This window comes from Enterobacter chuandaensis, from assembly GCF_039718975.1.
Taxonomy (GTDB): domain Bacteria; phylum Pseudomonadota; class Gammaproteobacteria; order Enterobacterales; family Enterobacteriaceae; genus Enterobacter; species Enterobacter chuandaensis.
The window spans coordinates 4,449,761-4,471,571 of the sequence record NZ_CP097173.1; the positions used below are offsets into that span (position 1 = coordinate 4,449,761).

The window sequence follows — 21,811 nt, forward strand, 5'->3', positions numbered from 1 at the left end:
GGCGCTATTTTCAGCGCCTGAGAGAGAAACTTCAACGTTTAACGCAAAAACATTCGAGCAGCTTAGAAAATATCGTTCAGCATAACGCCCACGCCCACGCGGGTCTGGTTGAAGTTGTAGTCGATCAGCGACTCGCCGTAACCGCTGTACACCTGCGTGTAGAGACGCACGTGCTTCGTCACCGGGTAGCTCAGGCCAAGCTCTGCGCCGCCGTAGCCGGTGTTCCAGTTGTACTGGCCTTTCGCGCTCAGCACGGCTTCACCTAACTGATAGCCCACTTTAAGCTGATAGTAGCCCATGTATTTGGTGATATCCGGGTTATCGTCGGTGTCACCCACAACAAACCACGGCTTCACTTCCACCATCAAATTGCCGTTCTGCGCCATCAGGCGCGTGTAGGCACGGTTCCAGCTGCGTGAGGTTGGGTCGGAGCGGCCATTGGAGTCGTGGTTAAAGCCGACTTCAACGTCGCGCAGCGTCCAGCCAGCAAATTCGTAGTCCGTTGCGAAGCCGAGGAAAAGTTGCGGCTCATAGTTGGTTTCGCGGAACGGAGAAGATTCCCCGCTGTTTGAGAGCTGCCACCAGGATTTCTGCGTATAAGACGCACCGAACACCGAGTTCGGCCCCAGAATGCCGCGCCAGAACGGGAATGCCAGGCTGAGCTGGTACTTCACCTCATCCTTACGCGCATTATCGGACCAGTTATAGGAACTTATCGCCTCTTTGTTGAGGTCGCTGGTCTGGGTGTAAATCACGTAGTTGGTGTCGTACGGGTAGAGCGTGAATGGATTGTCATGCTCCTGCAGCATATTGGCGATGATGCTGCCCTTAACGGCAGGTTGATCATGGACTTCTTTAATCGTCGCTTCCTGCGCATATGCTGTGAGGGGCAGCGCAACCGCCGCCAGTAACCAGGCCAGATACGTCCGCATCGGTGGTGTTCTCCTGCAAAGAGTAAGATTACCTGAATAGTTATGAGGCGAACATTCTACAGACTTCTGCGATAACTGCTGCATCCTCGTTTCTGAAAGTGGAATTCCTTATTGCTGAAGCATAAAATCAACATTTCATTAACAATAAGGATGTAATGCCTCATGTCAGCCATGCTTACCGCCGAAGAAGTGTTAAAACTCGTGGGCGAGATTTTTGTTTACCATATGCCGTTTAACCGTGCGCTGGGACTGGAGCTGGAGCGTTACGAGAAAGAGTTTGCCCAGCTGAGCTTCAACAACCAGCCGATGATGGTGGGTAACTGGGCGCAAAGTATTTTGCACGGCGGGGTGATTGCTTCCGCGCTGGACGTGGCGGCGGGTCTGGTCTGCGTGGGCAGTACGCTGACGCGGCATGACACCATCAACGAAGATGAACTCCGCCAGCGCCTGGCGCGCATGGGCACCATTGATTTACGCGTCGACTATCTTCGACCGGGGCGCGGAAACCGTTTTACCTGCACCAGCAGCCTGCTGCGTGCCGGAAATAAAGTTGCCGTGGCGCGCGTTGAGCTGCATAACGAAGAACAGGTTTATATCGCCAGCGCAACCGCCACTTATATGGTGGGTTGAGGCGGCAAAATCGGGTAAAATTGATTCACTTTTTTGTAACGGATTTTCCCGATGGATGCTAAACAGACGCGGCAGGGCGTTTTACTCGCCCTTGCCGCTTATTTTATTTGGGGTATCGCACCGGCGTACTTCAAATTTATCGCCTATGTACCGGCCGACGAGATCCTCACTCACCGCGTCATCTGGTCGTTCTTCTTCATGATCGCGCTGATGAGCATCAGCCGTCAGTGGTCCGGCGTTAAAACGCTGCTGCAAACCCCTAAAAAGGTCTTCCTGCTGGCGCTTTCTGCGGTACTGATCGGCGGCAACTGGCTGCTGTTCATCTGGGCGGTGAATAACCATCACATGCTTGAAGCGAGCCTCGGCTACTTTATTAACCCGCTGGTGAACATCGTGCTGGGGATGATTTTCCTCGGCGAACGCTTCCGCCGGATGCAGTGGGTGGCGGTAATTCTGGCCTTCTGCGGCGTACTGGTGCAGCTGTGGACCTTCGGCTCGCTGCCAATTATTGCCCTCGGCCTGGCGTTTAGCTTTGCCTTCTACGGCCTGGTACGTAAGAAAATAGCGGTGGAAGCCCAAACCGGGATGCTGTTTGAAACCCTGTGGCTGTTGCCGGTGGCGGCAATCTATCTGTTCGGTATTGCCGACAGTGCGACCAGCCATATGGGCAACAACCCATGGTCGCTGAACCTGATGCTGATGGCGGCAGGCGTGGTGACCACCATTCCTCTGCTGTGCTTCACCGGTGCAGCAACTCGCCTGCGTCTCTCCACGCTGGGCTTCTTCCAGTACATTGGCCCGACGCTGATGTTCCTGCTGGCGGTGGTGTTTTACGGCGAAGTGCCGGGTGCGGATAAGATGGTGACCTTCGCCTTTATCTGGGTGGCGCTGGCGATTTTCGTCGCCGATGCGATTTATACCCAGCGCAGAACCCGCAGAGGAATGTAGGTATTTTGCAGGGCGGGTAAGCGCAGCGCCACCCGCCAGATCTTTACAGCCAGTTCCGACGCTTGAAATAGAGATACGGCGCCAGCCCCGCGAGGATCATAAAGATAATCGCCCCCGGGTAGCCAAAGCTCCACTTCAGCTCCGGCATAAACTCAAAGTTCATCCCATAGCTGGATGCCACCAGCGTAGGCGGCAGGAACACCACGGACACCACCGAGAAGATCTTGATAATGCGGTTCTGCTCGATGTTGATAAAGCCCATCGCCGCCTGCATCAGGAAGTTCACCTTCTGGAACAGGGATTCGTTGTGTGGCAGCAGGGATTCGATATCGCGTAAAATCTCACGCGCCTGCTCCAGCTGACCGCCCGGCAGACGCGCCTTGCGCACCAGGAAGTTCAGCGCGCGCTGGGTATCCATCAGACACAAACGCACCTTCCAGCCGATATCTTCCAGCTCTGCCAGCGTAGACAACGCTTCGTCGTACTCATCGCCCTGATGGCCTTCCATGATCACGCGGCTCAGCTTTTCCAGGTCGCTGTAGATGTTTTCAATTTCGTCCGCCAGCTGTTCAATTTTGGTTTCGAACAAATCGAGCAGCAGCTCGTAGGCGTTGCCGTCCACCATCGCCTGGCTGCGGGCGCGCATGCGGTAGAGACGAAATGCCGGCAGTTCGCGCTCGCGCAGAGTAAACAGACGGCCGTCGCGAATGGTAAACGCCACGGTGGAGTTACCCGCGTGGTCTTCCGCATCTTCAAAGAAGAAGAAGGAGTGAATATGCAGGCCATCTTCATCTTCAAAGAAACGCGCAGAGGCTTCGATGTCTTCCAGTTCTGGACGGGTTGCCAGGCTTTGCCCCAGCTCTGATTGTACGCGAAGGCGCTCATCGTCGTCCGGCTCGACCAGATCCACCCATACGGCATCAACGAGGGGCTGTGACTCTTCGGCTTCAAGCCGAGTCAGTCGGTTATTTTCGAGTTGAAATGCGCTCAACATGACCGGGACTCCCAATGCAAAAAATATCGGACAGTTCGGTGGGCACACAGAAACAAATTGGGTTTCAGACCATTAAACAGCCTGACTCAGCGCGACGGGAATAATGCAGTCGCTGACAACCACTAAGGCCATCAGCAAGAGGAGATAGCCTTAGGAGTTGTTCCTGGATGACAGGGAAATGAGCCAGTATCTACTGGGTGTGTCCAAGGCGAATGTCCTCTTAGCGTAATCGTGCGCGCATGTTACGCCAGCAGTTACTGCGGCGTCAACACGCAACGGAACGCTGAAGGGCATTAATTGACCTTCAACGTATAAGGCTAGCAGATTATTACAAAATAATGATATTTTTCTGTAAGTTACACTGTTTCCAGCTTCGCGTAAGCGGCCACCAGCCATTTGATCCCCTGGCCCTGGAACGCGACCTGCAGGCGGCTGTGCTCGCCGCTGCCTTCCAGATTCACAATGGTGCCTTCACCAAACTTCGAGTGACGCACGCGCTGGCCCAGCTTGTAGCCGGTGTCAGTTTCAGAGATCGGCGAGCCCATACGCGGATGGCTAACCGGGCGGCTGATGCTGGCACGCAGACGCACCTCTTCCACACACTCTTCCGGCAGTTCGCCGATAAAGCGCGACGGACGGTGGTAGACCTCTTTGCCGTACAGACGGCGGGTTTCGGCGTAGGTCAGCGTCAGCTTTTGCATGGCGCGGGTGACGCCGACGTAGGCCAGACGACGCTCCTCCTCCAGACGTCCGCCTTCATCCAGCGACATCTGGCTCGGGAACATCCCCTCTTCCATGCCGACGATAAACACCTGCGGGAACTCCAGACCTTTGGCGGAGTGCAGGGTCATCAGCTGAACCGCGTCCTGCCAGGTGTCCGCCTGCCCTTCACCCGCTTCCAGCGCGGCGTGAGAGAGGAACGCCTGCAGCGGCATCAGGTCTTCGTCTTCTTCGTTGTAGCTGAACTGGCGCGTTGCCGTGACCAGTTCCTCTAAGTTCTCAATACGGGTCTGGCCCTTCTCGCCTTTTTCCTGCTCGTACATGGTGCGCAGGCCGGAGTCTTTAATCACCCGGTCGGTCTGCACGTGCAGCGGCATATCGGCGGTTTCCTGCGCCAGGGCGTCAATTAATTCCAGGAAGCGCTGCAACGCGCTGGCGGCGCGTCCGGCGAGGGCTTTCTCCTGCAGCAGCTCGCGGCACGCCTGCCACAGCGTCAGCTGGCGATCGCGCGAGGCCTGGCGCACCACGTCCAGCGTACGGTCGCCAATGCCGCGGGTCGGCGTGTTCACCACGCGCTCAAACGCCGCGTCGTCGTTACGGTTGGCGATCAGGCGCAGATACGAGAGCGCATCTTTGATTTCCTGACGTTCGAAGAAGCGCATGCCGCCATAGATGCGGTACGGCATGCTCACCTGCAGAAGCGCCTCTTCCAGCACGCGCGACTGGGCGTTGCTGCGGTAGAGAATGGCGCACTGCTCCAGCGCGCCGCCGTTGTCCTGCCAGGTTTTGATGCGGTTCACCACGAAGCGGGCTTCGTCGAGCTCGTTGAAGGCGCAGTAAATCGAAATCGGTTCGCCGTCGACGCCGTCGGTCCACAGCTTTTTGCCCAGACGCCCGTTGTTGTTCTCAATCAGGGCGTTGGCCGCGCTCAGGATGTTGCTGGTTGAGCGGTAGTTCTGCTCCAGACGGATGGTTTCCGCGCCGGGGAAATCGTTGAGGAAGCGCTGGATGTTCTCCACCTGCGCCCCGCGCCAGCCGTAGATCGACTGGTCGTCATCGCCCACGATCATCACCTTGCCGGTATCACCGGCCAGCAGGCGGATCCACGCGTACTGGATGTTGTTGGTATCCTGGAATTCGTCCACCAGGATATTGGTGAAGCGTTCGCGGTAGTGCTGCAGGATATGCGGTTTGTTCAGCCACAGCTCGTGGGCGCGCAGCAGCAGTTCGGCAAAGTCCACCAGCCCGGCACGATCGCACGCTTCCTGATAGGCCTTATAGACGTTCTGCCAGGTCTGCTCGACCGGGTTGCCGAAGCTCTGAATGTGGTGCGGGCGAAGGCCTTCGTCTTTCTGACCGTTGATGTACCACATCGCCTGACGCGGCGGCCACTGCTTCTCGTCGAGGTTCATCGCCTTGATCAGGCGCTTCAGCAGACGGAGCTGGTCTTCGCTGTCGAGGATCTGGAAATCCTGCGGCAGGTTGGCGTCCATATGGTGCGCGCGCAGCAGACGGTGCGCCAGGCCGTGGAAGGTGCCAACCCACATGCCGCCCTGGCTGGTGCCCATCAGCTGGGCGATACGGTGGCGCATCTCCGCCGCCGCCTTGTTGGTAAACGTCACCGCCATGATGGAGTACGGTGAGCAGTTTTCCACGCTCTGCAGCCAGGCGATACGGTGAACCAGCACGCGTGTCTTACCACTGCCCGCCCCAGCCAGAACCAGCAGGTTGGTGCGCGAGGCGGCAACCGCGTCACGCTGTTTGTCATTAAGGCTGTCGAGCAGGTAAGAAACGTCCATTGGCACCGTCACATAGTCTTCAGGAACACAGCAAAACGCCCGGTGGCGCTTCGCTTACCGGGCCTACAACTGCAAAACCATGGTAATTTATACATTATTACTGGTGATTATATCAGCGTCGTGAGGGATGCCAACCGTGAAATTTCCACGTGCGGCAGAAGACGGCTGTCGGCTGCGGTCATCAGCTCCGCATTTTCTGGCTTGATCCAGCAGGCCTGCATGCCGCAGCGGATAGCACCCGCCACGTCGGTGGTCAGGTCGTCGCCCACGTGAAGTATGTTACCGAGCGGCAGATTCAGTTTTTCCGCTGCAAGGTGATACATATCGCTGAACGGCTTCGAGCGCCCGTGCGGGCCCGCGCGCAGCACGAACTCGAAGTAATCCCCGAGGCCAAACAGCTCCGGCTGGGCGTTGCCGTTGGTAATGGCCACCAGCGGCCACTTTTCAGCGAGCTTAGCCAGCGTGTCGTGGGTTTCCTGCGGCACGTCGATCCGGCTGCGCCATTTGGCAAAGTTTTCCATGGACGCTTCGGCACCGATGGCCGCATCCTGCGCACTCAGGCCAGCGTTGAGCATCGCCTGCTCAACCGCACGGCGACGCCATTCGGTCACGTCGTGGTAAATCTCCGGCTCGGTCTCCCGCAGGGACTGGCGCAGCTGCTGGAAGTCTTTATTCTGCATCGCTTTCAGCGCGGGATGGTAATTTTGCACAAACGCCAGCGACTCCTGCTCAGTACGCAGGATCACCTCGCGGTTGTCATAAAGGGTGTCATCAAGGTCAAACGTCAGGGCTGAAATCTGACCGAGTGGGCGGTAAAAACGCATTATTTCCCCCGTTTGGCGCGTGGATGCGCCGCGTCATACACCGAGGCAAGGTGTTGGAAGTCTAAGTGGGTGTAGATTTGAGTGGTCGACAGATTCGCGTGGCCGAGCAGTTCCTGTACGCCGCGCAGATCGCCGCTCGATTCCAGCATGTGGGTGGCAAACGAGTGGCGCAGCTTGTGTGGATGCACGTGGCTGTTCAGCCCCTGCTTGATGCCCCACTCCGCAAAGCGCTTCTGCACGTTACGCGCGGAGATCCGCTTGCCGAGCTTTGATAAAAACAGCGCATCCTCTTCCGCGCCAAACAGGCCGCGCAGATCCAGCCAGTGCTCAATCCAGGAAACCGCGTTACGGCCAATCGGCAGGCGGCGCTCTTTGCTGCCCTTGCCCATCACCCACACTTCGCCGGATTCCAGATCGAGATGCTTTAAGTCGAGGTTCACCAGTTCGGAGAGACGCAGGCCCGCGCCGTACATCACCTCCAGCATCGCGCGGTCGCGCACGGCGAGCGGATCGTTCAGATCGATATCCAGCAGGCGGTTTACGTCGTCAACGTCGATGTTTTTAGGCAGATGGCGCGGGGCTTTCGGCGTGGCGATCCCTTTCGCCGGGTTGGCTTTCAGGCCGCCCTGGCTGACCAGCCAGTCGAAGAAGCTGCGCAGCGCAGAGAGCCGGAGCGCCAGGCTCGCCGGGCTGAGATTTTTTTTACGGCTACGCACGACGAACCCGCGTACCGTGGCGGCGTCACATTGTTGCCAGCTTTTCAGGCCGATTTCATCGGCAATCTGCATGATGGCATCAAGCTGACGCTGATAGTTGAGCAGCGTGATGGGGCTGAGCTGACGTTCAACGCCCAGATAGCGCAGAAAGCGCGAGACGTCAGTGGCGAGCAGTCCGTCCGTCATACGCGTTCAATCCAGCGCTCCAGCAGCTCGGGCAGCATCAGGGCGATCTCCTGCAGCAGGTGCGTGGCTTGCCCCTGCTCATAGTGGTGCGCGTCGCGGCTGGTAAATAATATTACCCCCAGGTCGCCATCGCGCCCCATCAGCGACATCGCCACCGAGCCAATCGCTTTAGCTTCCGGTAACACCACCAGCAGTTCAGGCCCGTTCAGCGGCCCCAGATAGTGGTGCTCATGGCCCAGGCGCTGAATGCGCAGCGGTTCAAATGCCTGACGGCTGATCGCCAGATGGGTGAACCCCGACGGTGCGCCAATGCGCCAGCGGTCAGGGAACAGACGAATTGTGGCACCCGCCAGCCCCAGCTCGCGCGCCCAGCGGTGGAAGCGGCTGAGAAACTCTTCGAGGCTGTGCGCCGAGGCCAGACGCGCCTGCAGATGCAGCAGACGATAGAACAGGCTTTCGTTGGTGCTGGCCTGCTCCATCAGCAGCGTCATGTTCTCTTCAAGCTGGTTGATGTGGTTACGCGAGCGCGCCATGTGCCATTCGACCAGCGACACGGTCCCGCGAACCGGATGCGGCACGCGCATCTGTTCGACGACGCGTGCATTGCGAATAAAAAACTCAGGATTGTTCAGCAGATAATCAACAACAGCGCTGTCGTCCAGTTCCGTCACTGTTTCCTGCAGTTCTTCCCCTGGTTGTTTCATAGATGGATAAACCCGTCATAAACATGTGTCGCCGGGCCCGTCATATACAGTGGATGACCCGGTCCTTTCCAGGCGATATCAAGCCGACCGCCCGGTAACTCCACGCGAACCTCTTCCGCCAGTAACCCCTGAGAGATACCAACGGCGACAGCCGCACAGGCGCCGCTTCCGCAGGCCTGGGTTTCGCCCGCGCCGCGCTCGTAAACCCGCAGGCGAATGTGCTCACGCTTCACCACCTGCATAAAGCCGATGTTCGCGCGCTCCGGGAACCGCTCGTGGCTCTCCAGAACCGGACCGAGCGTTTCGACCGCCGCGGTTTCCACGTCATCCACCTGAATCACGCAGTGCGGGTTACCCATCGAGACGACGCCGCACAATACTGTCTGCTCGGCCGCACGCATAATATAGGTCTTTTCCGCTTTGTTTGCGCGAAACGGCACGGCGGAGGGCTCGAAGTTAGGCTCGCCCATATTGACGCGCACCAGCTCGTCGTCGGTAACGCTGAGCACCATACGACCATTAGCGGTACTGACGCGGATATCGCGCTTGTTGGTCAGCCCTTTCAGGCGAACAAAACGGGCAAAACAGCGCGCGCCGTTGCCGCACTGGTTAACCTCGCTGCCGTCCGCGTTAAAAATACGGTAGTGGAAATCGAGGTCGGGATCGTAGGGCGGCTCTACCACCAGCAGCTGATCGAACCCCACGCCCACGTGCCGATCCGCCAGGCGACGGATCAGTTCCGGGGAGAAAAATACATTCTGCGTTACCGCGTCGACGACCATAAAATCGTTGCCAAGGCCATGCATTTTAGAGAACTGCATCATTTGCTCCATTGCGCGGGTACAGAACGTTGTCGTCAGAGATTTACCTGAGTCGGGCCACCGTTGTCGCCACGATCGTTAGTCTTTGGCGTGGAAGACTCAATGCCGCTATTCACCGGTTTTGTCGGCGGCGGTGCGGTTTTATCCGCTGGCGGGAAGTACAGGGGTCCCTTCAGTCCACAGCCGGTCAGGCTAAACAGCGTGATGAGAACGGCAAGCGTTCGGAAGACGTTTTTCATTATAAAGTTGCTCGTAAGTTCAAATCTGTTTCTATCATCGCAGGAGAAGACACAAAAGCAAGAGTTTGCCGCTTTCCTGCAACGGGAATTATTTAGCGTTATACTGCCGCCATCACGAAAAACAGGAACAAAACCATGAACGACAGTGAATTCCATCGCCTTGCCGACACCCTGTGGATGACCATCGAAGAACGTATCGACGACTGGGACGGCGACAGCGATATCGATTGTGAAATCAACGGCGGCATTCTGACCCTGAGCTTCGAAAATGGCAGCAAAATTATTATTAACCGCCAGGAGCCGCTTCACCAGGTGTGGCTGGCGGCCAAACAGGGCGGCTATCACTTTGATTTGAAGGGTGACGAGTGGGTGTGCGACCGCAGCGGCGAAACGTTCTGGGATCTGCTGGAGCAGGCGGCGACGGCGCAGGCGGGTGAGGATGTGAGTTTCAGGTAGTTTTGTTGCCCGGTGGCGGCTACGCCTTACCGGGCCTACAACGGCTCGAACCGTAAGCCGGGTAAGCGTGAGCGCCACCCGGCGAAAAGCCTCAGGAAAAATACTGCTGCAACAGCGGTGCGGTATCCTGATTAGCAGGCACGGCAGGGGCAATCGCCTGCGTACGGAACGGGATCACCTGCGCTCGCCCATCCACATTCACAATCTGGTAGAACTGCGGCAGGTTGAAGTTGATAAAGCTGGAACCGTAGGTGAAGCGGTCATGCGAGGAAGAGTAGAAGCGGCTGACGTCGCGCACCAGCTCCTCTTTGCTGCCTTCACAGTGGTGATACACCTCGGCGCGGTTGGTCTCATCCAGAATGTAGATGTTGAACCCGGCATCGTCGCCCGACTCTTCAAAGAAGAACTGAATAATCCCTTCGCTCGCAAAGCCGTCCACTACCTGTGGCAGCTTGACGTGGTTGGTTTCCACCTGAACCGACAGGCCGTGCAGCTTGTTGTGCGAAATCGCGCCGTAGAACTCGATGGCGTTTTCCAGCTTCTGGACCGACACGTTCAGACGCTCGAAGAACAGGCCCCAGGTCTGGCCTGAGACGCGCAGCGCTTTAAAGCGTCCGGTCTCCTGACGGGTACTGGAGAGACGCAGTTCGATGCATTCGGAGACCAGCTGCTGCACGCGGGTACGAATTAAACCGCGCAGGTGCTGGCTGTAGCAGAACACTTCGACGCTGTCCGGCGGCGCGGCGTCCTGGTGCATCTTGCCGAGAATAGTTTTCAGCGCTTCGATCATCGCCTGCTCGCCGTTGAAGTGCAGGGTACGCACTTCGTTCCACGAGTTGCGGTACAGCAGGTCTACGCTGCCCACCAGGCAGTTTTGCTGCTCGCCAAAGCTGAAGACGTCCAGCTTGCGGAAGTCAAAATGGACCACCTGATTGCGGAAGGCCGCCGTCGGGTCGTATTCCAGGTTGACGATAATCGCCAGGTGACGGATTTCGCACGGGCTGTAGAGCGCTTTCGGCGTCGGCGCAGGCAGACGCAGCGGGAAGTGGTGCGAGACATCCGCCACCATCTCCTGCAGCTTGGCTAAATCGACGACCTCGTTGCCCTTGATAAACAGGCGCGTGCGCGAGGTCAGCAGGCCGTTAAACCAGGCCCACGCCACCAGCTTGTTCAGGTAGCGGTTATACTCCAGCGGCTGATGGCTGATAATCGAATCCATGCTTGGCGCACGGTTGTACAGATACCACCCGGTGCGGTTTGCGCGGCCCGGCGGCACGTAGATAAAGGTCAGGTTTGGTTCAGACAGGTCAGGCGAAATCTGCGGGTTAACCAGGGTCACTTTGCCCGGCAGCGCTTCAAACGCGGCGTACAGCTTACGGGTTAACACCCCGATATCCTGCGGGCTGGCGGACACGCTGAGGTTATTGCGGCGCGCAAAGCGGATCAGGTTACGATAGCTCTGCATCATCGCGTCGAGCAGTTCGTTGTGTGCTTCACGCACCTGATCGATCTTCCAGTTGGCGCGGTTATCGAGCATGGACAGACGCGCTTCGTCCCATCCCCACTCTTTCACTAACTGACTGACCACTTCACGACGCCAGCCCACACAGGCGCGCTCGCGGCTCAGCTTTTCACAAACTTTGAGATAGAAACATCGACGCACCAGGTCAAGGCGCGTGGAATCATCAATGGCTTTCAGGTATTCGGTAACGCGTTCCAGCATCATGCAGTAGGCATCGAGCCCGTAAGAGACAATTTCCCCGTCGTGAAGACGCTGCTTGATATCTTTCGCCAGCAGGCGCGGCGTAGGGTATTCCCAGGAATAGGCTTCCAGCAGCAGCGTTTTCAGCACCGCTTTATACGGTGAGTCGATGCTCTTATAGAGCTGCCAGAGGCTTGCGCCAAAATACTCTTCGGCGGACAGGGAGCTGAGGCCGCCCAGATCCAGCCATTCGTTTGGCGTCAGTACGCCCTGCGCGTAAAGCGACATGACGTAGTCGTCGTAATGCTCTTCTTCTTCGCACGGGACCATATTCCACAGAATACGCTTCCCGGCCAGACGAACGGCAGTACGGTAAAATTCATCCAGCAACAGGATGTGCTGAGTCGAGCCGCAGTCTTCACCACCCAGACTGCCGCTTTCGTTATGACGGAAACGGTTTTCATCAATCAGGAAGAAGCTCACTTCCACGCCGAGCGACGCCGCCCAGCTCTCCAGCAGGCTGCATTTACGCTGCAGCAGCTGGCGCTCTTCGTTATCGAGCCAGGATTGATGGCAGACCCAGATATCCAGGTCTGAAGAACAGCTCTGCCCTACCGATGAGGTACTCCCCATCGAGTAAACGCCGGTAATCGGCAGCTCACCTTTCGGGGATTCCTGCGGCGGCATGCCGCGGTAGAGTTCCAGTTCGTTCAGATAATGCTGTTGGGTTTCATCAGGCGTGAAGAGGCAAATGCCCTGGGGAACGTTACCATCGAGGTAGCCCGGCATCAGCGGATGGTGATAGTGCAATAATGTCGGCAGCAGACTGTACACCTGCTGAAAAGCAGGGCCCATGGCAGCAAGCGCGCGATCCACACGCAGTTGATTTATGGCATCCAGTCTCTGTTTCAGAGTCTCAATATAGAGGTACAAGACGTATCGCCTGATGTTTCCGGGTGTCGTAAGCTATTCAAAACACGAATAACAGCGAGCCCGCAGTATTTCAAAAAGATAACCGTTACCCTTTTTTCGCCCTTATCATTATGGTGGTACCGACGAAAAAATGGTCTAAAACGTGATCAATTTAACACCTTGCCGGTTGACCGTAAAGAAAGATGCGCTACATACAAGTGTAGCACCGTTCTGTACGTGTAAATTCCTGAATACGGCTACGGCTGACGAATACGCCGCCTTGTCCCTCTCACGCTTCATCAACCGTAAAACTGCCATCCCAGAGTCAACAATGTTAGGATGGTTAGCGATTGATAATGACGGTAACAAGCATGTTAGACAATGTTTTGAGAATTGCCACACGCCAAAGCCCTCTCGCGCTCTGGCAGGCACATTATGTTAAGCAGCGCCTTGAAGCCTGCCACAGTGGATTGCGCGTCGAGCTGGTGCCGATGGTCACGCGCGGTGACGTGATCCTGGATACGCCACTGGCGAAAGTGGGCGGCAAGGGCCTGTTTGTCAAAGAGCTGGAACTGGCATTGCTTGAGAACCGCGCCGATATCGCCGTTCATTCGATGAAGGACGTGCCCGTCGAGTTCCCGGAAGGGCTGGGGCTGGTGACCATCTGCGAGCGCGAAGATCCGCGCGATGCGTTTGTCTCTAACCACTATGACTCCCTCGACGCGCTGCCAGAAGGTAGCGTGGTTGGCACGTCCAGTTTACGCCGTCAGTGTCAGCTGGCAGAGCGTCGTCCTGACCTTATCATCCGCTCGCTGCGCGGTAACGTCGGCACGCGTCTGGGCAAGCTGGATAACGGCGATTACGATGCCATTATTCTTGCCGTTGCTGGCCTGAAGCGCCTGGGGCTGGAGGAACGTATTCGCATGGCGCTGCCGCCAGAGCTGTCGCTGCCGGCCGTCGGCCAGGGTGCCGTCGGCATTGAGTGCCGTCTGGACGATGCGCGCACCCGCGAGCTGCTCGGCCCGCTGAACCATGACGAGACCGCTATTCGTGTAAAAGCCGAGCGGGCGATGAACACCCGCCTCGAAGGAGGGTGTCAGGTGCCGATTGGCAGCTATGCTGAATTAACAGACGATGAACTGTGGCTGCGCGCGCTGGTGGGCGCGCCGGACGGTTCGCAGATGGTGCGCGGCGAACGTCGCGGCAAGCCGCAGGATGCCGAGCAGCTTGGCGTGTCGCTGGCGGAAGAATTGCTGAATAACGGCGCGCGTGAAATTCTGACCGAGGTCTATAACGGAGAACCCCCAGCATGAGTATTCTTGTCACCCGCCCTTCTCCCGCAGGAGAGCAGTTAGTGAGCCGTCTGCGCGCACTGGGGCAGGTGGCCTGGAGTTTTCCGCTGATTGAATTCTCCCCCGGTCGGGAGCTCTCTGCGCTCGCCGACCAGATGAATACCCTGCAGGACGGCGACCTGCTGTTTGCGCTGTCGCAGCATGCCGTGGAATTTGCCCATGCGCAGCTGCAACAGGCGGGGACACGCTGGCCGACCGCTCCGCGCTACTTCGCTATCGGCAGAACCACCGCGCTGGCCCTACATACCGTGAGTGGAACAGACGTTCGCTACCCGTTGGATCGGGAAATCAGCGAAGTCTTGCTACAATTACCTGAATTACAAACTATTGCCGGAAAGCGTGCGCTTATTTTGCGCGGCAACGGTGGCCGCGAACTGCTGGGCGAAACGCTGCGCGAACGCGGGGCTGACGTCACGTTTGTTGAGTGCTACCAGCGCTGTGCGAAACACTACGACGGCGCGGAAGAGGCGATGCGCTGGCACGCGCGCGGCATTAATACGCTGGTGGTGACCAGCGGTGAAATGTTACAACAGCTTTGGTCGCTGATACCGCGTTGGTATCGCGAAAACTGGTTACTCCGCTGTCGGCTTCTGGTCGTCAGTGAGCGTCTGGCGAACCTCGCCCGGGAACTGGGCTGGCAGGATATTCGGATCGCTGATAACGCCGACAACGATGCGCTGCTGCGCGCATTACAATAACTCTCAAATGGGAAGCCATAATGACGGAACACGAAAAATCCTCCGCCGTGGTTGAAGAGACCAGGGAGACTGTGGAGACGACGCCACAGCCAGAGACGACGACTGAGAAAACCGCTGAGAAGAAAAACGGCAGCAACAAAACCAGCCTCGCGCTGAGCGCGATTGCCATCGCCATTGCGCTGGCCGCAGGCGTTGGCCTGTATGGTCTGGTGAAGCAACAGGGCTCCAACCAGACGGCCACCAGCGATGCGCTGGTGAATCAGCTCACTGCCCTGCAAAAAGCCCAGGAAACGCAGAAAACCGAGCTGGAAGCGGTGATTAAGCAGCAGGCCGCCGCGCTTGCCGAGGCGAACAGCAAACAGGAAGAGCTGACCAAACAGCTGGGCGACGTGCAGCAGAAAGTCGCTACGATTTCCGGCACCGATGCCAAAACCTGGCTGCTCTCGCAGGCCGATTTCCTCGTTAAACTCGCCGGGCGTAAACTGTGGAGCGATCAGGACGTGACCACCGCCGCCGCGCTGCTGAAAAGCGCCGATGCGAGCCTGGCCGACATGAACGACCCGAGCCTCATTACCGCGCGCCGTGCGATTACCGAAGATATCGCCAGCCTCTCCGCTGTTTCACAGGTGGATTACGACGGCATTATCCTCAAGGTGAACCAGCTTTCGAATCAAATTGATAACCTGCAGCTGGCGGATAACAACGACGACGATTCCCCGATGGATTCCGACGGTACCGAGCTGTCCAGCTCCCTGAGCGAATGGCGCATAAACCTGCAGAAAAGCTGGCAGAACTTTATGGACAGCTTCATTACCATCCGTCGCCGCGATGAAACCGCCGTGCCGCTGCTGGCGCCAAATCAGGATATCTACCTGCGCGAAAACATCCGTTCTCGCCTGCTGGTCGCGGCGCAGGCCGTGCCACGCCATCAGGAAGAGACCTACAAGCAGGCGCTGGATAACGTCTCGACATGGGTACGTGCGTATTACAATACCGATGACGCGACGACGACCGCGTTCCTCGAAGATATCGACAAGCTGAGCCAGCAGAACATCACCATGAACGTGCCGGATAAGCTGGCCAGCCAGCCGATCCTGGAGAAGCTGATGCAGACGCGCGTGCGTAACCTGCTGGCGCAGCCGGGCGTTCCTGCCGAGCAGACTGGCACAGCGGCGGCACCAGCGCCTGAAAGCGCGCCACAGGGAGAGTAATGATGCTAAAAGTCCTTTTACTCTTCATCCTGCTGATCGCCGGGATCGTCCTGGGGCCGATGCTTGCGGGCCATCAGGGATACGTCCTGATCCAGACCGACAACTACAACATTGAAACCAGCGTAACGGGGCTGGCGATCGTTCTGATCCTCGGCGTCGTGGTCCTGCTTGCCGTTGAATGGATCCTGCGCCGTATTTTCCGTACCGGTGCCCATACACGCGGCTGGTTCGTTGGTCGTAAGCGTCGCCGCGCCCGTAAGCAAACGGAACAAGCGCTGCTGAAGCTGGCCGAAGGCGATTATCAGCAGGTTGAAAAGCTGATGTCGAAAAACGCCGATCACGCAGAACAGCCGGTGGTGAACTATCTTCTGGCCGCCGAAGCGGCCCAGCAGCGCGGTGATGAAGCCCGCGCTAACCAGCATCTGGAACGTGCATCAGAACTGGCGTCTGGCGACCCGATCCCAGTAGAAATTACCCGCGTTCGCCTGCAGCTGGCGCGCAATGAGAACCACGCGGCGCGCCACGGCATTGACCGTCTGATGGAAATCGCGCCACGTCACCCGGAAGTGCTGCGTCTTGCTGAACAGGCTTATATTCGTACCGGCGCGTGGGGCTCGCTGCTGGACATTATTCCGTCGATGGCCAAAGCCGAGGTGGGTGATGATGAGCATCGTGATGAGCTTCAGCGTCTGGCGTGGATTGGGCTGATGGATCAGGCGCGCGCCGATCTGGGCAGTGATGGCCTGAAAACCTGGTGGAAGAATCAGAGCCGGAAAACGCGTCAGCAGATCCCGCTACAGGTTGCCATGGCGGAACACCTTATTGAATGTGACGATCATGACACCGCGCAGGAGATCCTCCTCGACGGACTGAAGCGCCAGTACGACGATCGTCTGGTGATGGTGATCCCGCGCCTGAAAACCAATAACCCTGAGCAGGTCGAAAAAGTGCTGCGCCAGCAGATTAAAACCGTCGGTGACCGTCCTCTGCTGTGGAGTACGCTGGGCCAGTCGCTGATGAAGCACGGCGAATGGCAGGAGGCGAGCCTCGCCTTCCGTGCGGCGCTGAAACAGCGTCCGGACGCGTTTGACTACGCGTGGCTTGCCGATACGCTGGACAAACAGCATAAGCCAGAAGAAGCCGCAGCCATGCGGCGTGATGGGCTGCTATTGACGCTGCAAAATAACGGAACGCAGCAGTAATTCAGCAGGAGGCCAGACGGCCTCCTTTTTTTATCAAGGTTCTCCTGCTACATTCTTTACACCGACAACTGCAAACGAACCCGCCAATGTAACGATATCTTTTCATTAACCTTTTTTCGCACATGCGCGATTTGCGCATGGACTAAATCGTTTCTGAAAGGAAATCGTCATGAATTCGCTTTTGTACGCGTTTATTGAAGCGCTGCGCTGCCATCGCTGGCTGCGCCTGCTTGCCTGTGCTTTTATCTTCTCTTCTCTGGGAAATGGGTTAACCCAGGTCGTCGTCTTCGGCCTGCTGTTAGCGTGGTCGGCCCCGCCAGCGCTACTGACCCTCGCTTTTCTGTTCGCCACGGTACCTGGGTTTATCGGCAGCATACTCGGCGAAAGGCTGTGTTCGCGCTATTCTCCGGTATCTCTGCTGATATTGACCGAAGGACTGGGCTTACTTGCCCTGCTCTTCCCCCTGCTTGGCGTGGGTTATCATAGTGTTGCAGCGTTACTCGCCGTGCAGTCCACCGAAGCGCTGCTCAGCGGGATGAGCTGGCCCGCCCTGACGCTGCTCTTCAAGCGTGGCCTTAGCGAAACGGAACTGCCTGCCGCCACCTGCCTGGAAAATGTGATTTTTGCGTCTCAGGTGTTGTTAGGTACCGGGCTGGGCGTGGTGCTTTTTCCGAAGATACCCGTGTTCGCCTTGCTGACCATTGATGCCATCAGCTTTCTCGGGTCGCTGGTCATGTTATGGCTGGCAGGACGCCTGCTTTCTTCGGCGTCACGCACCGGCCATGTGGAGAAAGGGGCTTCAGCGACATTGCGCTGGCAGACATTGACCGTTCGGCAGAAACGCAGCTTGCTCATTTTGCCGGCGCTGGCCGCCGTCGGGTCACCCGCGATGGCGCTTCTTCCGGCGCTGGCCCAGCAGCTCCGTCCTCAGGATGCGGCGGGCCTTGCTCTGCCTCTGCTTTTCGCAAGAAGTATGGGGCAGCTTTGCGGTCCTTTGCTGCTGAAAAGAGACAGCCTGACGCGTTTTGCGGCTCATACGCCGCGACTGTTGCTTTGCCTCGGCATCTTTCTGGCCGCTTATGGAATGCTGCCGTTTATGGCCGGCTGGACAGGGTATGCGCTGGGGATGATCTTTGTCGCGCATTTGGCCTCAAACGTGCTCTTTGCGGCGGGTACGTTTGGCGTGCTCAGTAGTTTTCAGGCCACGCAAACCGCTGTAGCCAGCGGTAAAGCCTGGCGCTGGCAAACGCTCAGTGCCTCTCTTTTTACCGGATTAGCCGCGATCGCGGCATCAGGGTTTGGCTCAGTACAGGCGCTTTATATGGTTTCGTCAGCGGCTCTGCTGATGGTTGCCCTCATCATGCGCTTTTATCGGGAATAAGGCATAAAAAAACGCCTGCTATAAAAGCAGGCGTTAAAACAGGTCTGTAAGACAACATATTTGGTGCTTCACTCAACGTTATGTCCATGGTGTCTGATGAGGCCGAAGCGACATCTGTCAGTGGACGATAAGCACCGTAAATGGCTCTGCGTCATTCCGGAGTTTATGAGGCACTAAGGCGAACATAAGAGATGGAATGAGCATCTACGCGTATATTATTGCACGTAACGTGCCAGATTTACACGCAGAACTTTTACGTAGCGCAACATTTTAAGATAAAAGGAAATTATTCTATTAAGCAGCGTCTGAAGCCCGATAACGTATTGCCCGAGGCAGTAATATGTTGCCTGGAGGAGACGCTAAAAAGTAACAAAACGGAAAGTTATTTTTTTTCAGATGATTACATGTCGCTGAATCGCGACAATGAGAAATAGCGCTGTCGGGGGATCGCTACAGAGATAAAAAGTGCAGAAAACAAAAAACCCCGCCGAAGCGGGGTTCAAAATTGGTCGGCGAGAGAGGATTCGAACCTCCGACCCACTGGTCCCAAACCAGTTGCGCTACCAAGCTGCGCTACTCGCCGATGTACTGCTTTTTGAATTTTTAGTTCAATTCATTTAAAAAGTCGTGGTGCGAGGGGGGGGACTCGAACCCCCACATCCTAAGGACACTAACACCTGAAGCTAGCGCGTCTACCAATTCCGCCACCTTCGCAATTCACAACTCTTTCAAATAATGGGGTGGCTAATGGGATTCGAACCCACGACAACTGGAATCACAATCCAGGGCTCTACCAACTGAGCTATAGCCACCACTGTATTCTTTCACGCGGTACTGACCACTTCTCAGACCACCGCAGCTCCAGCACCGGGTTAATGGTGCGCCCGACAGGATTCGAACCTGAGACCTCTGCCTCCGGAGGGCAGCGCTCTATCCAGCTGAGCTACGGGCGCTTAGCGCCGTTGCGGGGCTGGATATTACGTACCTCCGTCCCCGCTGTCTAGTGCTTTTTTGAAAAAAATGCGCGTTTGGTTATGGTTTGCACATTTTGCCGCTTATTCCTCCACTTTCTGCGTGGTGGCACGGCGACCCAGGCCAAAAAGCTTATACGCAGCCGTCACAGCCGCCAGGAAGATCAGCCCGACAAACAGCGACATGCGGGTATCTTCATTAAAGTACATTCCAATTAATACACAAATCAGGAACGCCATCGTTAAATAGTTCGCATACGGGAACAGAATCGAGCGGAACGGATGGCTGGCGATCGCTTTTTTGTGTGCATGGCGAAAACGCAGCTGGCTGATGAGGATAACAAACCACGGCACCATACCCGGCAGCACGCTGGCGCTGTAGACGTAAACAAACACGCGCTGCGGATTAGGAATGATGTAATTCAGGCAGGAGCCAATCAGCAGGATAGCAATGGAGACCGCCACGCCCGCTACCGGCACGCCAGCACGTGAGACTTTACTCATCGCCGCAGGCAGCTGGTTATTCTTCGCGAGCGCGTAGAGCATACGGCCACAGCTGTACATCCCGCTGTTACAGCCTGACAGCGCTGCCGTCAGGACCACGAAGTTAATAATCCCTGCTGCCGCCGTAATCCCAATCTTCGCAAAGGTTAAAACAAACGGGCTACCCGTTGTGCCGATTTCGTTCCACGGGAAGATGGTGACGATGACGAAGATCGCGCCCACGTAGAAAATCAGGATGCGCCACAGCACTTTGCCCACCGCGCTACGCAGCGTGACCTGCGGGTTTTTCGCTTCACCGGCGGTAATCCCGATCAGCTCCACGCCCTGATACGAGGCCACAACAATACACAGCGCCGTCAGGAAGCCCTTCCAGCCGCCGGCGAAGAAGCCGCCGTGCTCAGTCAGGTTGCCAAAGCCGATGGCGTGTCCGCCGTTGCCAAAGCCATAAAAAATCACGCCCAGGCCAATAACAATCATCACGATGATGGTGGTCACTTTGATCATCGCAAACCAGAACTCGATTTCACCGTAAAGGCGCACGGCTGCAAGGTTTGCCAGGGCCACCAGCCCCACGGCAATGAGTGCCGGTATCCACTGGACCATGTCCGGGAACCAGAACTGGACGTAAACCCCTATCGCGGTGATTTCAGAGATGCCTACCGCCATCCACATAAACCAGTATGACCAGGCCGTCAGGTAGCCGAAGAACGGGCTCATATAACGGTGCGCGTAAACGGCGAAGGAACCGGTCACCGGCTCCAGAAAGAGCATTTCGCCCATTGAGCGCATGATGAAGAAAACAAACAGTCCGGCGATGATATACGCCAGTAAAACGGAAGGGCCTGCCCATTTGAGGGTGCTTGCGGAGCCCATAAACAGGCCAACGCCAATAGTGCCGCCCAGCGCTATCAGTTCGATATGACGAGCTTCCAGCCCACGCTGTAGCTCCGGTTGTTTCTCTGCCATAGATCCTCGATTGTGTTTGCTGTTTCCCGGCTTAATACCGGTTATTGTTTTTTAGGGGTACTAAAATACGGTGCGAATGGTTTCTTAAAATCGGCCAAATGGCAAACGATGCATTAAAAAAATGAATGCATTGCACAAATTATCAGCAGCTTTGCAGGCGAATTGCAGCGCGAACAGTATATCGCGCTACATTTTGATTACATCTTACCGGTATAGTGCCAGGTGAGGTAACGAAGCAGACGGATCTGTCGTTTAATGCGGGTGGGTTGGGAGAGCAGGCGGTAGAGCCACTCCAGCCCCATATTTTGCCAAATCTTCGGTGCGCGCTTCACGTGGCCGGTAAAGACATCGTAGGTGCCACCAACGCCCATATAAAGTGCATCCGGGCTGACCAGACGGCAGTCGCGCATCAGGATCTCCTGGCGCGGGGATCCCATCGCCACGGTGACGATTTTCGCCCCGCTGTCGCGAACGCGTTCAAACAACGCCTGCTGGTCTTCAGGTTTAAAGTAACCGTCCTGGCTGCCGACAATATTCACTTTCCACTGGCGACGCAGCTTCTCTTCGGTCTGGGCCAGCACCTCAGGCTTACCGCCAATCAGGAACACCGGCGTGCCCTCCGCACCAGCGCGGGCCATAAGCTGCTCCCAGAGATCGGCACCCGCCACGCGGGAAACATTAGCGCCAGGATACTTTTTACGAATGGAGCGGACTACGCTGATACCGTCCGCGTATTTAAATTCGGCCGCCTCGATCAGGCTTTTCACCTCGGCGTTATCTTCCACCGCCAGCATCTTTTCCGCATTGATGGCGACCAGCGTACCGGATTTCATCTGTCCGTCGGCAAACAGAAAATCCAGCGCGTGCTGCATGTCGCGCCAGCCAATAAGCTGCAGGCTACGTAGCGCATAGCGCGGTGCAGAAGTTTTATCAGTCATTACTT

At 56.9% G+C, this 21,811-nt stretch carries 20 protein-coding genes and 4 tRNA genes; 8 read left to right on the top strand and 16 right to left on the bottom strand.

Annotated elements, in window-relative coordinates:
* Positions 1-62: 62 nt before the first annotated feature.
* Complete coding sequence (pldA, locus tag MX657_RS21375) at positions 63-932, bottom strand: phospholipase A (protein ID WP_080330381.1); 870 nt, start codon at positions 930-932, stop codon at positions 63-65.
* Positions 933-1,094: 162 nt separating this feature from the next.
* On the opposite strand from pldA, the gene yigI reads away from it, so the two are divergent.
* Together yigI and rarD are read left to right on the top strand one after the other, a co-directional pair.
* A complete protein-coding gene (yigI, locus tag MX657_RS21380; protein WP_028014789.1) occupies positions 1,095-1,562 on the top strand; it encodes an acyl-CoA thioesterase YigI in 468 nt (155 codons plus the stop codon).
* A 51-nt stretch (positions 1,563-1,613) separates the two neighbouring features.
* Positions 1,614-2,510: an EamA family transporter RarD gene (gene rarD, locus MX657_RS21385; protein WP_119917162.1), complete on the top strand. Its 897-nt coding sequence runs from the start codon at positions 1,614-1,616 to the stop codon at positions 2,508-2,510.
* 43 nt (positions 2,511-2,553) lie between these two features.
* Here rarD and corA read toward each other — a convergent pair whose 3' ends face one another.
* The 8 genes from corA to lptM form a co-directional block, all read right to left on the bottom strand.
* Positions 2,554-3,504, bottom strand: coding sequence for a magnesium/cobalt transporter CorA (gene corA / locus MX657_RS21390; RefSeq protein WP_080330379.1), 951 nt, complete (start codon positions 3,502-3,504; stop codon positions 2,554-2,556).
* Between the two features lie 150 nt (positions 3,505-3,654).
* Positions 3,655-3,711: a YsgD/CorL family protein gene (ysgD, locus tag MX657_RS21395; protein WP_217480774.1), complete on the bottom strand. Its 57-nt coding sequence runs from the start codon at positions 3,709-3,711 to the stop codon at positions 3,655-3,657.
* Between the two features lie 149 nt (positions 3,712-3,860).
* Positions 3,861-6,023 (bottom strand): DNA helicase II, encoded by a 2,163-nt coding sequence (gene uvrD / locus MX657_RS21400; RefSeq protein ID WP_045631335.1) that lies wholly within the window; start codon positions 6,021-6,023, stop codon positions 3,861-3,863.
* Between the two features lie 107 nt (positions 6,024-6,130).
* Positions 6,131-6,847, bottom strand: coding sequence for a 5-amino-6-(5-phospho-D-ribitylamino)uracil phosphatase YigB (gene yigB, locus MX657_RS21405; RefSeq protein WP_080330377.1), 717 nt, complete (start codon positions 6,845-6,847; stop codon positions 6,131-6,133).
* Entirely contained in the window at positions 6,847-7,749 is a 903-nt protein-coding gene (gene xerC / locus MX657_RS21410; RefSeq protein WP_032641439.1) for a tyrosine recombinase XerC, read from the bottom strand. The genes yigB and xerC overlap by 1 nt, the downstream gene beginning before the upstream one ends.
* Entirely contained in the window at positions 7,746-8,453 is a 708-nt protein-coding gene (locus MX657_RS21415) for a DUF484 domain-containing protein (protein WP_346806747.1), read from the bottom strand. The genes xerC and MX657_RS21415 overlap by 4 nt, the downstream gene beginning before the upstream one ends.
* Positions 8,450-9,274 (bottom strand): diaminopimelate epimerase, encoded by an 825-nt coding sequence (dapF, locus tag MX657_RS21420; protein WP_061096761.1) that lies wholly within the window; start codon positions 9,272-9,274, stop codon positions 8,450-8,452. Before dapF ends, MX657_RS21415 begins: the two co-directional genes overlap by 4 nt.
* 35 nt (positions 9,275-9,309) lie before the next feature.
* Positions 9,310-9,513, bottom strand: a complete 204-nt coding sequence (gene lptM / locus MX657_RS21425) for an LPS translocon maturation chaperone LptM (RefSeq protein WP_080330375.1) — start codon at positions 9,511-9,513, stop codon at positions 9,310-9,312.
* A gap of 135 nt (positions 9,514-9,648) precedes the next feature.
* On the opposite strand from lptM, the gene cyaY reads away from it, so the two are divergent.
* A complete protein-coding gene (cyaY, locus tag MX657_RS21430; RefSeq protein WP_003860816.1) occupies positions 9,649-9,969 on the top strand; it encodes an iron donor protein CyaY in 321 nt (106 codons plus the stop codon).
* Between the two features lie 91 nt (positions 9,970-10,060).
* Here the strand turns inward: cyaY and cyaA are convergent, their stop codons facing one another.
* Positions 10,061-12,604, bottom strand: a complete 2,544-nt coding sequence (cyaA, locus tag MX657_RS21435) for a class I adenylate cyclase (protein ID WP_080330374.1) — start codon at positions 12,602-12,604, stop codon at positions 10,061-10,063.
* A gap of 350 nt (positions 12,605-12,954) precedes the next feature.
* Between cyaA and hemC the strand changes: the two genes are divergently transcribed.
* The 5 genes from hemC (at position 12,955) to MX657_RS21460 (ending at position 18,427) form a co-directional block, all read left to right on the top strand.
* Entirely contained in the window at positions 12,955-13,896 is a 942-nt protein-coding gene (gene hemC / locus MX657_RS21440) for a hydroxymethylbilane synthase (protein WP_346806749.1), read from the top strand.
* Entirely contained in the window at positions 13,893-14,633 is a 741-nt protein-coding gene (gene hemD, locus MX657_RS21445; RefSeq protein ID WP_119917169.1) for a uroporphyrinogen-III synthase, read from the top strand. Before hemC ends, hemD begins: the two co-directional genes overlap by 4 nt.
* Positions 14,634-14,653: 20 nt before the next feature.
* Positions 14,654-15,844: a uroporphyrinogen-III C-methyltransferase gene (hemX, locus tag MX657_RS21450; protein WP_119917170.1), complete on the top strand. Its 1,191-nt coding sequence runs from the start codon at positions 14,654-14,656 to the stop codon at positions 15,842-15,844.
* Between the two features lie 2 nt (positions 15,845-15,846).
* Positions 15,847-17,046 (top strand): protoheme IX biogenesis protein HemY, encoded by a 1,200-nt coding sequence (gene hemY, locus MX657_RS21455; protein ID WP_346808583.1) that lies wholly within the window; start codon positions 15,847-15,849, stop codon positions 17,044-17,046.
* 169 nt (positions 17,047-17,215) lie between these two features.
* Positions 17,216-18,427 (top strand): MFS transporter, encoded by a 1,212-nt coding sequence (locus MX657_RS21460; RefSeq protein WP_080330370.1) that lies wholly within the window; start codon positions 17,216-17,218, stop codon positions 18,425-18,427.
* Between the two features lie 506 nt (positions 18,428-18,933).
* On the opposite strand, the gene MX657_RS21465 is transcribed toward MX657_RS21460, so the two are convergent.
* From MX657_RS21465 to wecG, 6 genes are all read right to left on the bottom strand, one after another.
* Positions 18,934-19,010 (bottom strand) — tRNA-Pro (locus MX657_RS21465).
* 45 nt (positions 19,011-19,055) lie between these two features.
* Positions 19,056-19,141: transfer RNA gene (locus MX657_RS21470), tRNA-Leu, on the bottom strand.
* 22 nt (positions 19,142-19,163) lie between these two features.
* Positions 19,164-19,239 (bottom strand) — tRNA-His (locus MX657_RS21475).
* A gap of 64 nt (positions 19,240-19,303) precedes the next feature.
* A tRNA-Arg gene (locus tag MX657_RS21480) sits at positions 19,304-19,380 on the bottom strand.
* 102 nt (positions 19,381-19,482) lie between these two features.
* The gene (gene thrP / locus MX657_RS21485; protein WP_119917173.1) at positions 19,483-20,868 is read right to left on the bottom strand and encodes a bifunctional threonine/serine APC transporter ThrP; all 1,386 of its coding nucleotides are present in this window, start codon (positions 20,866-20,868) and stop codon (positions 19,483-19,485) included.
* A gap of 197 nt (positions 20,869-21,065) precedes the next feature.
* The gene (gene wecG, locus MX657_RS21490) at positions 21,066-21,806 is read right to left on the bottom strand and encodes a lipopolysaccharide N-acetylmannosaminouronosyltransferase (protein ID WP_119917174.1); all 741 of its coding nucleotides are present in this window, start codon (positions 21,804-21,806) and stop codon (positions 21,066-21,068) included.
* Between the last annotated feature and the right edge of the window lie 5 nt (positions 21,807-21,811).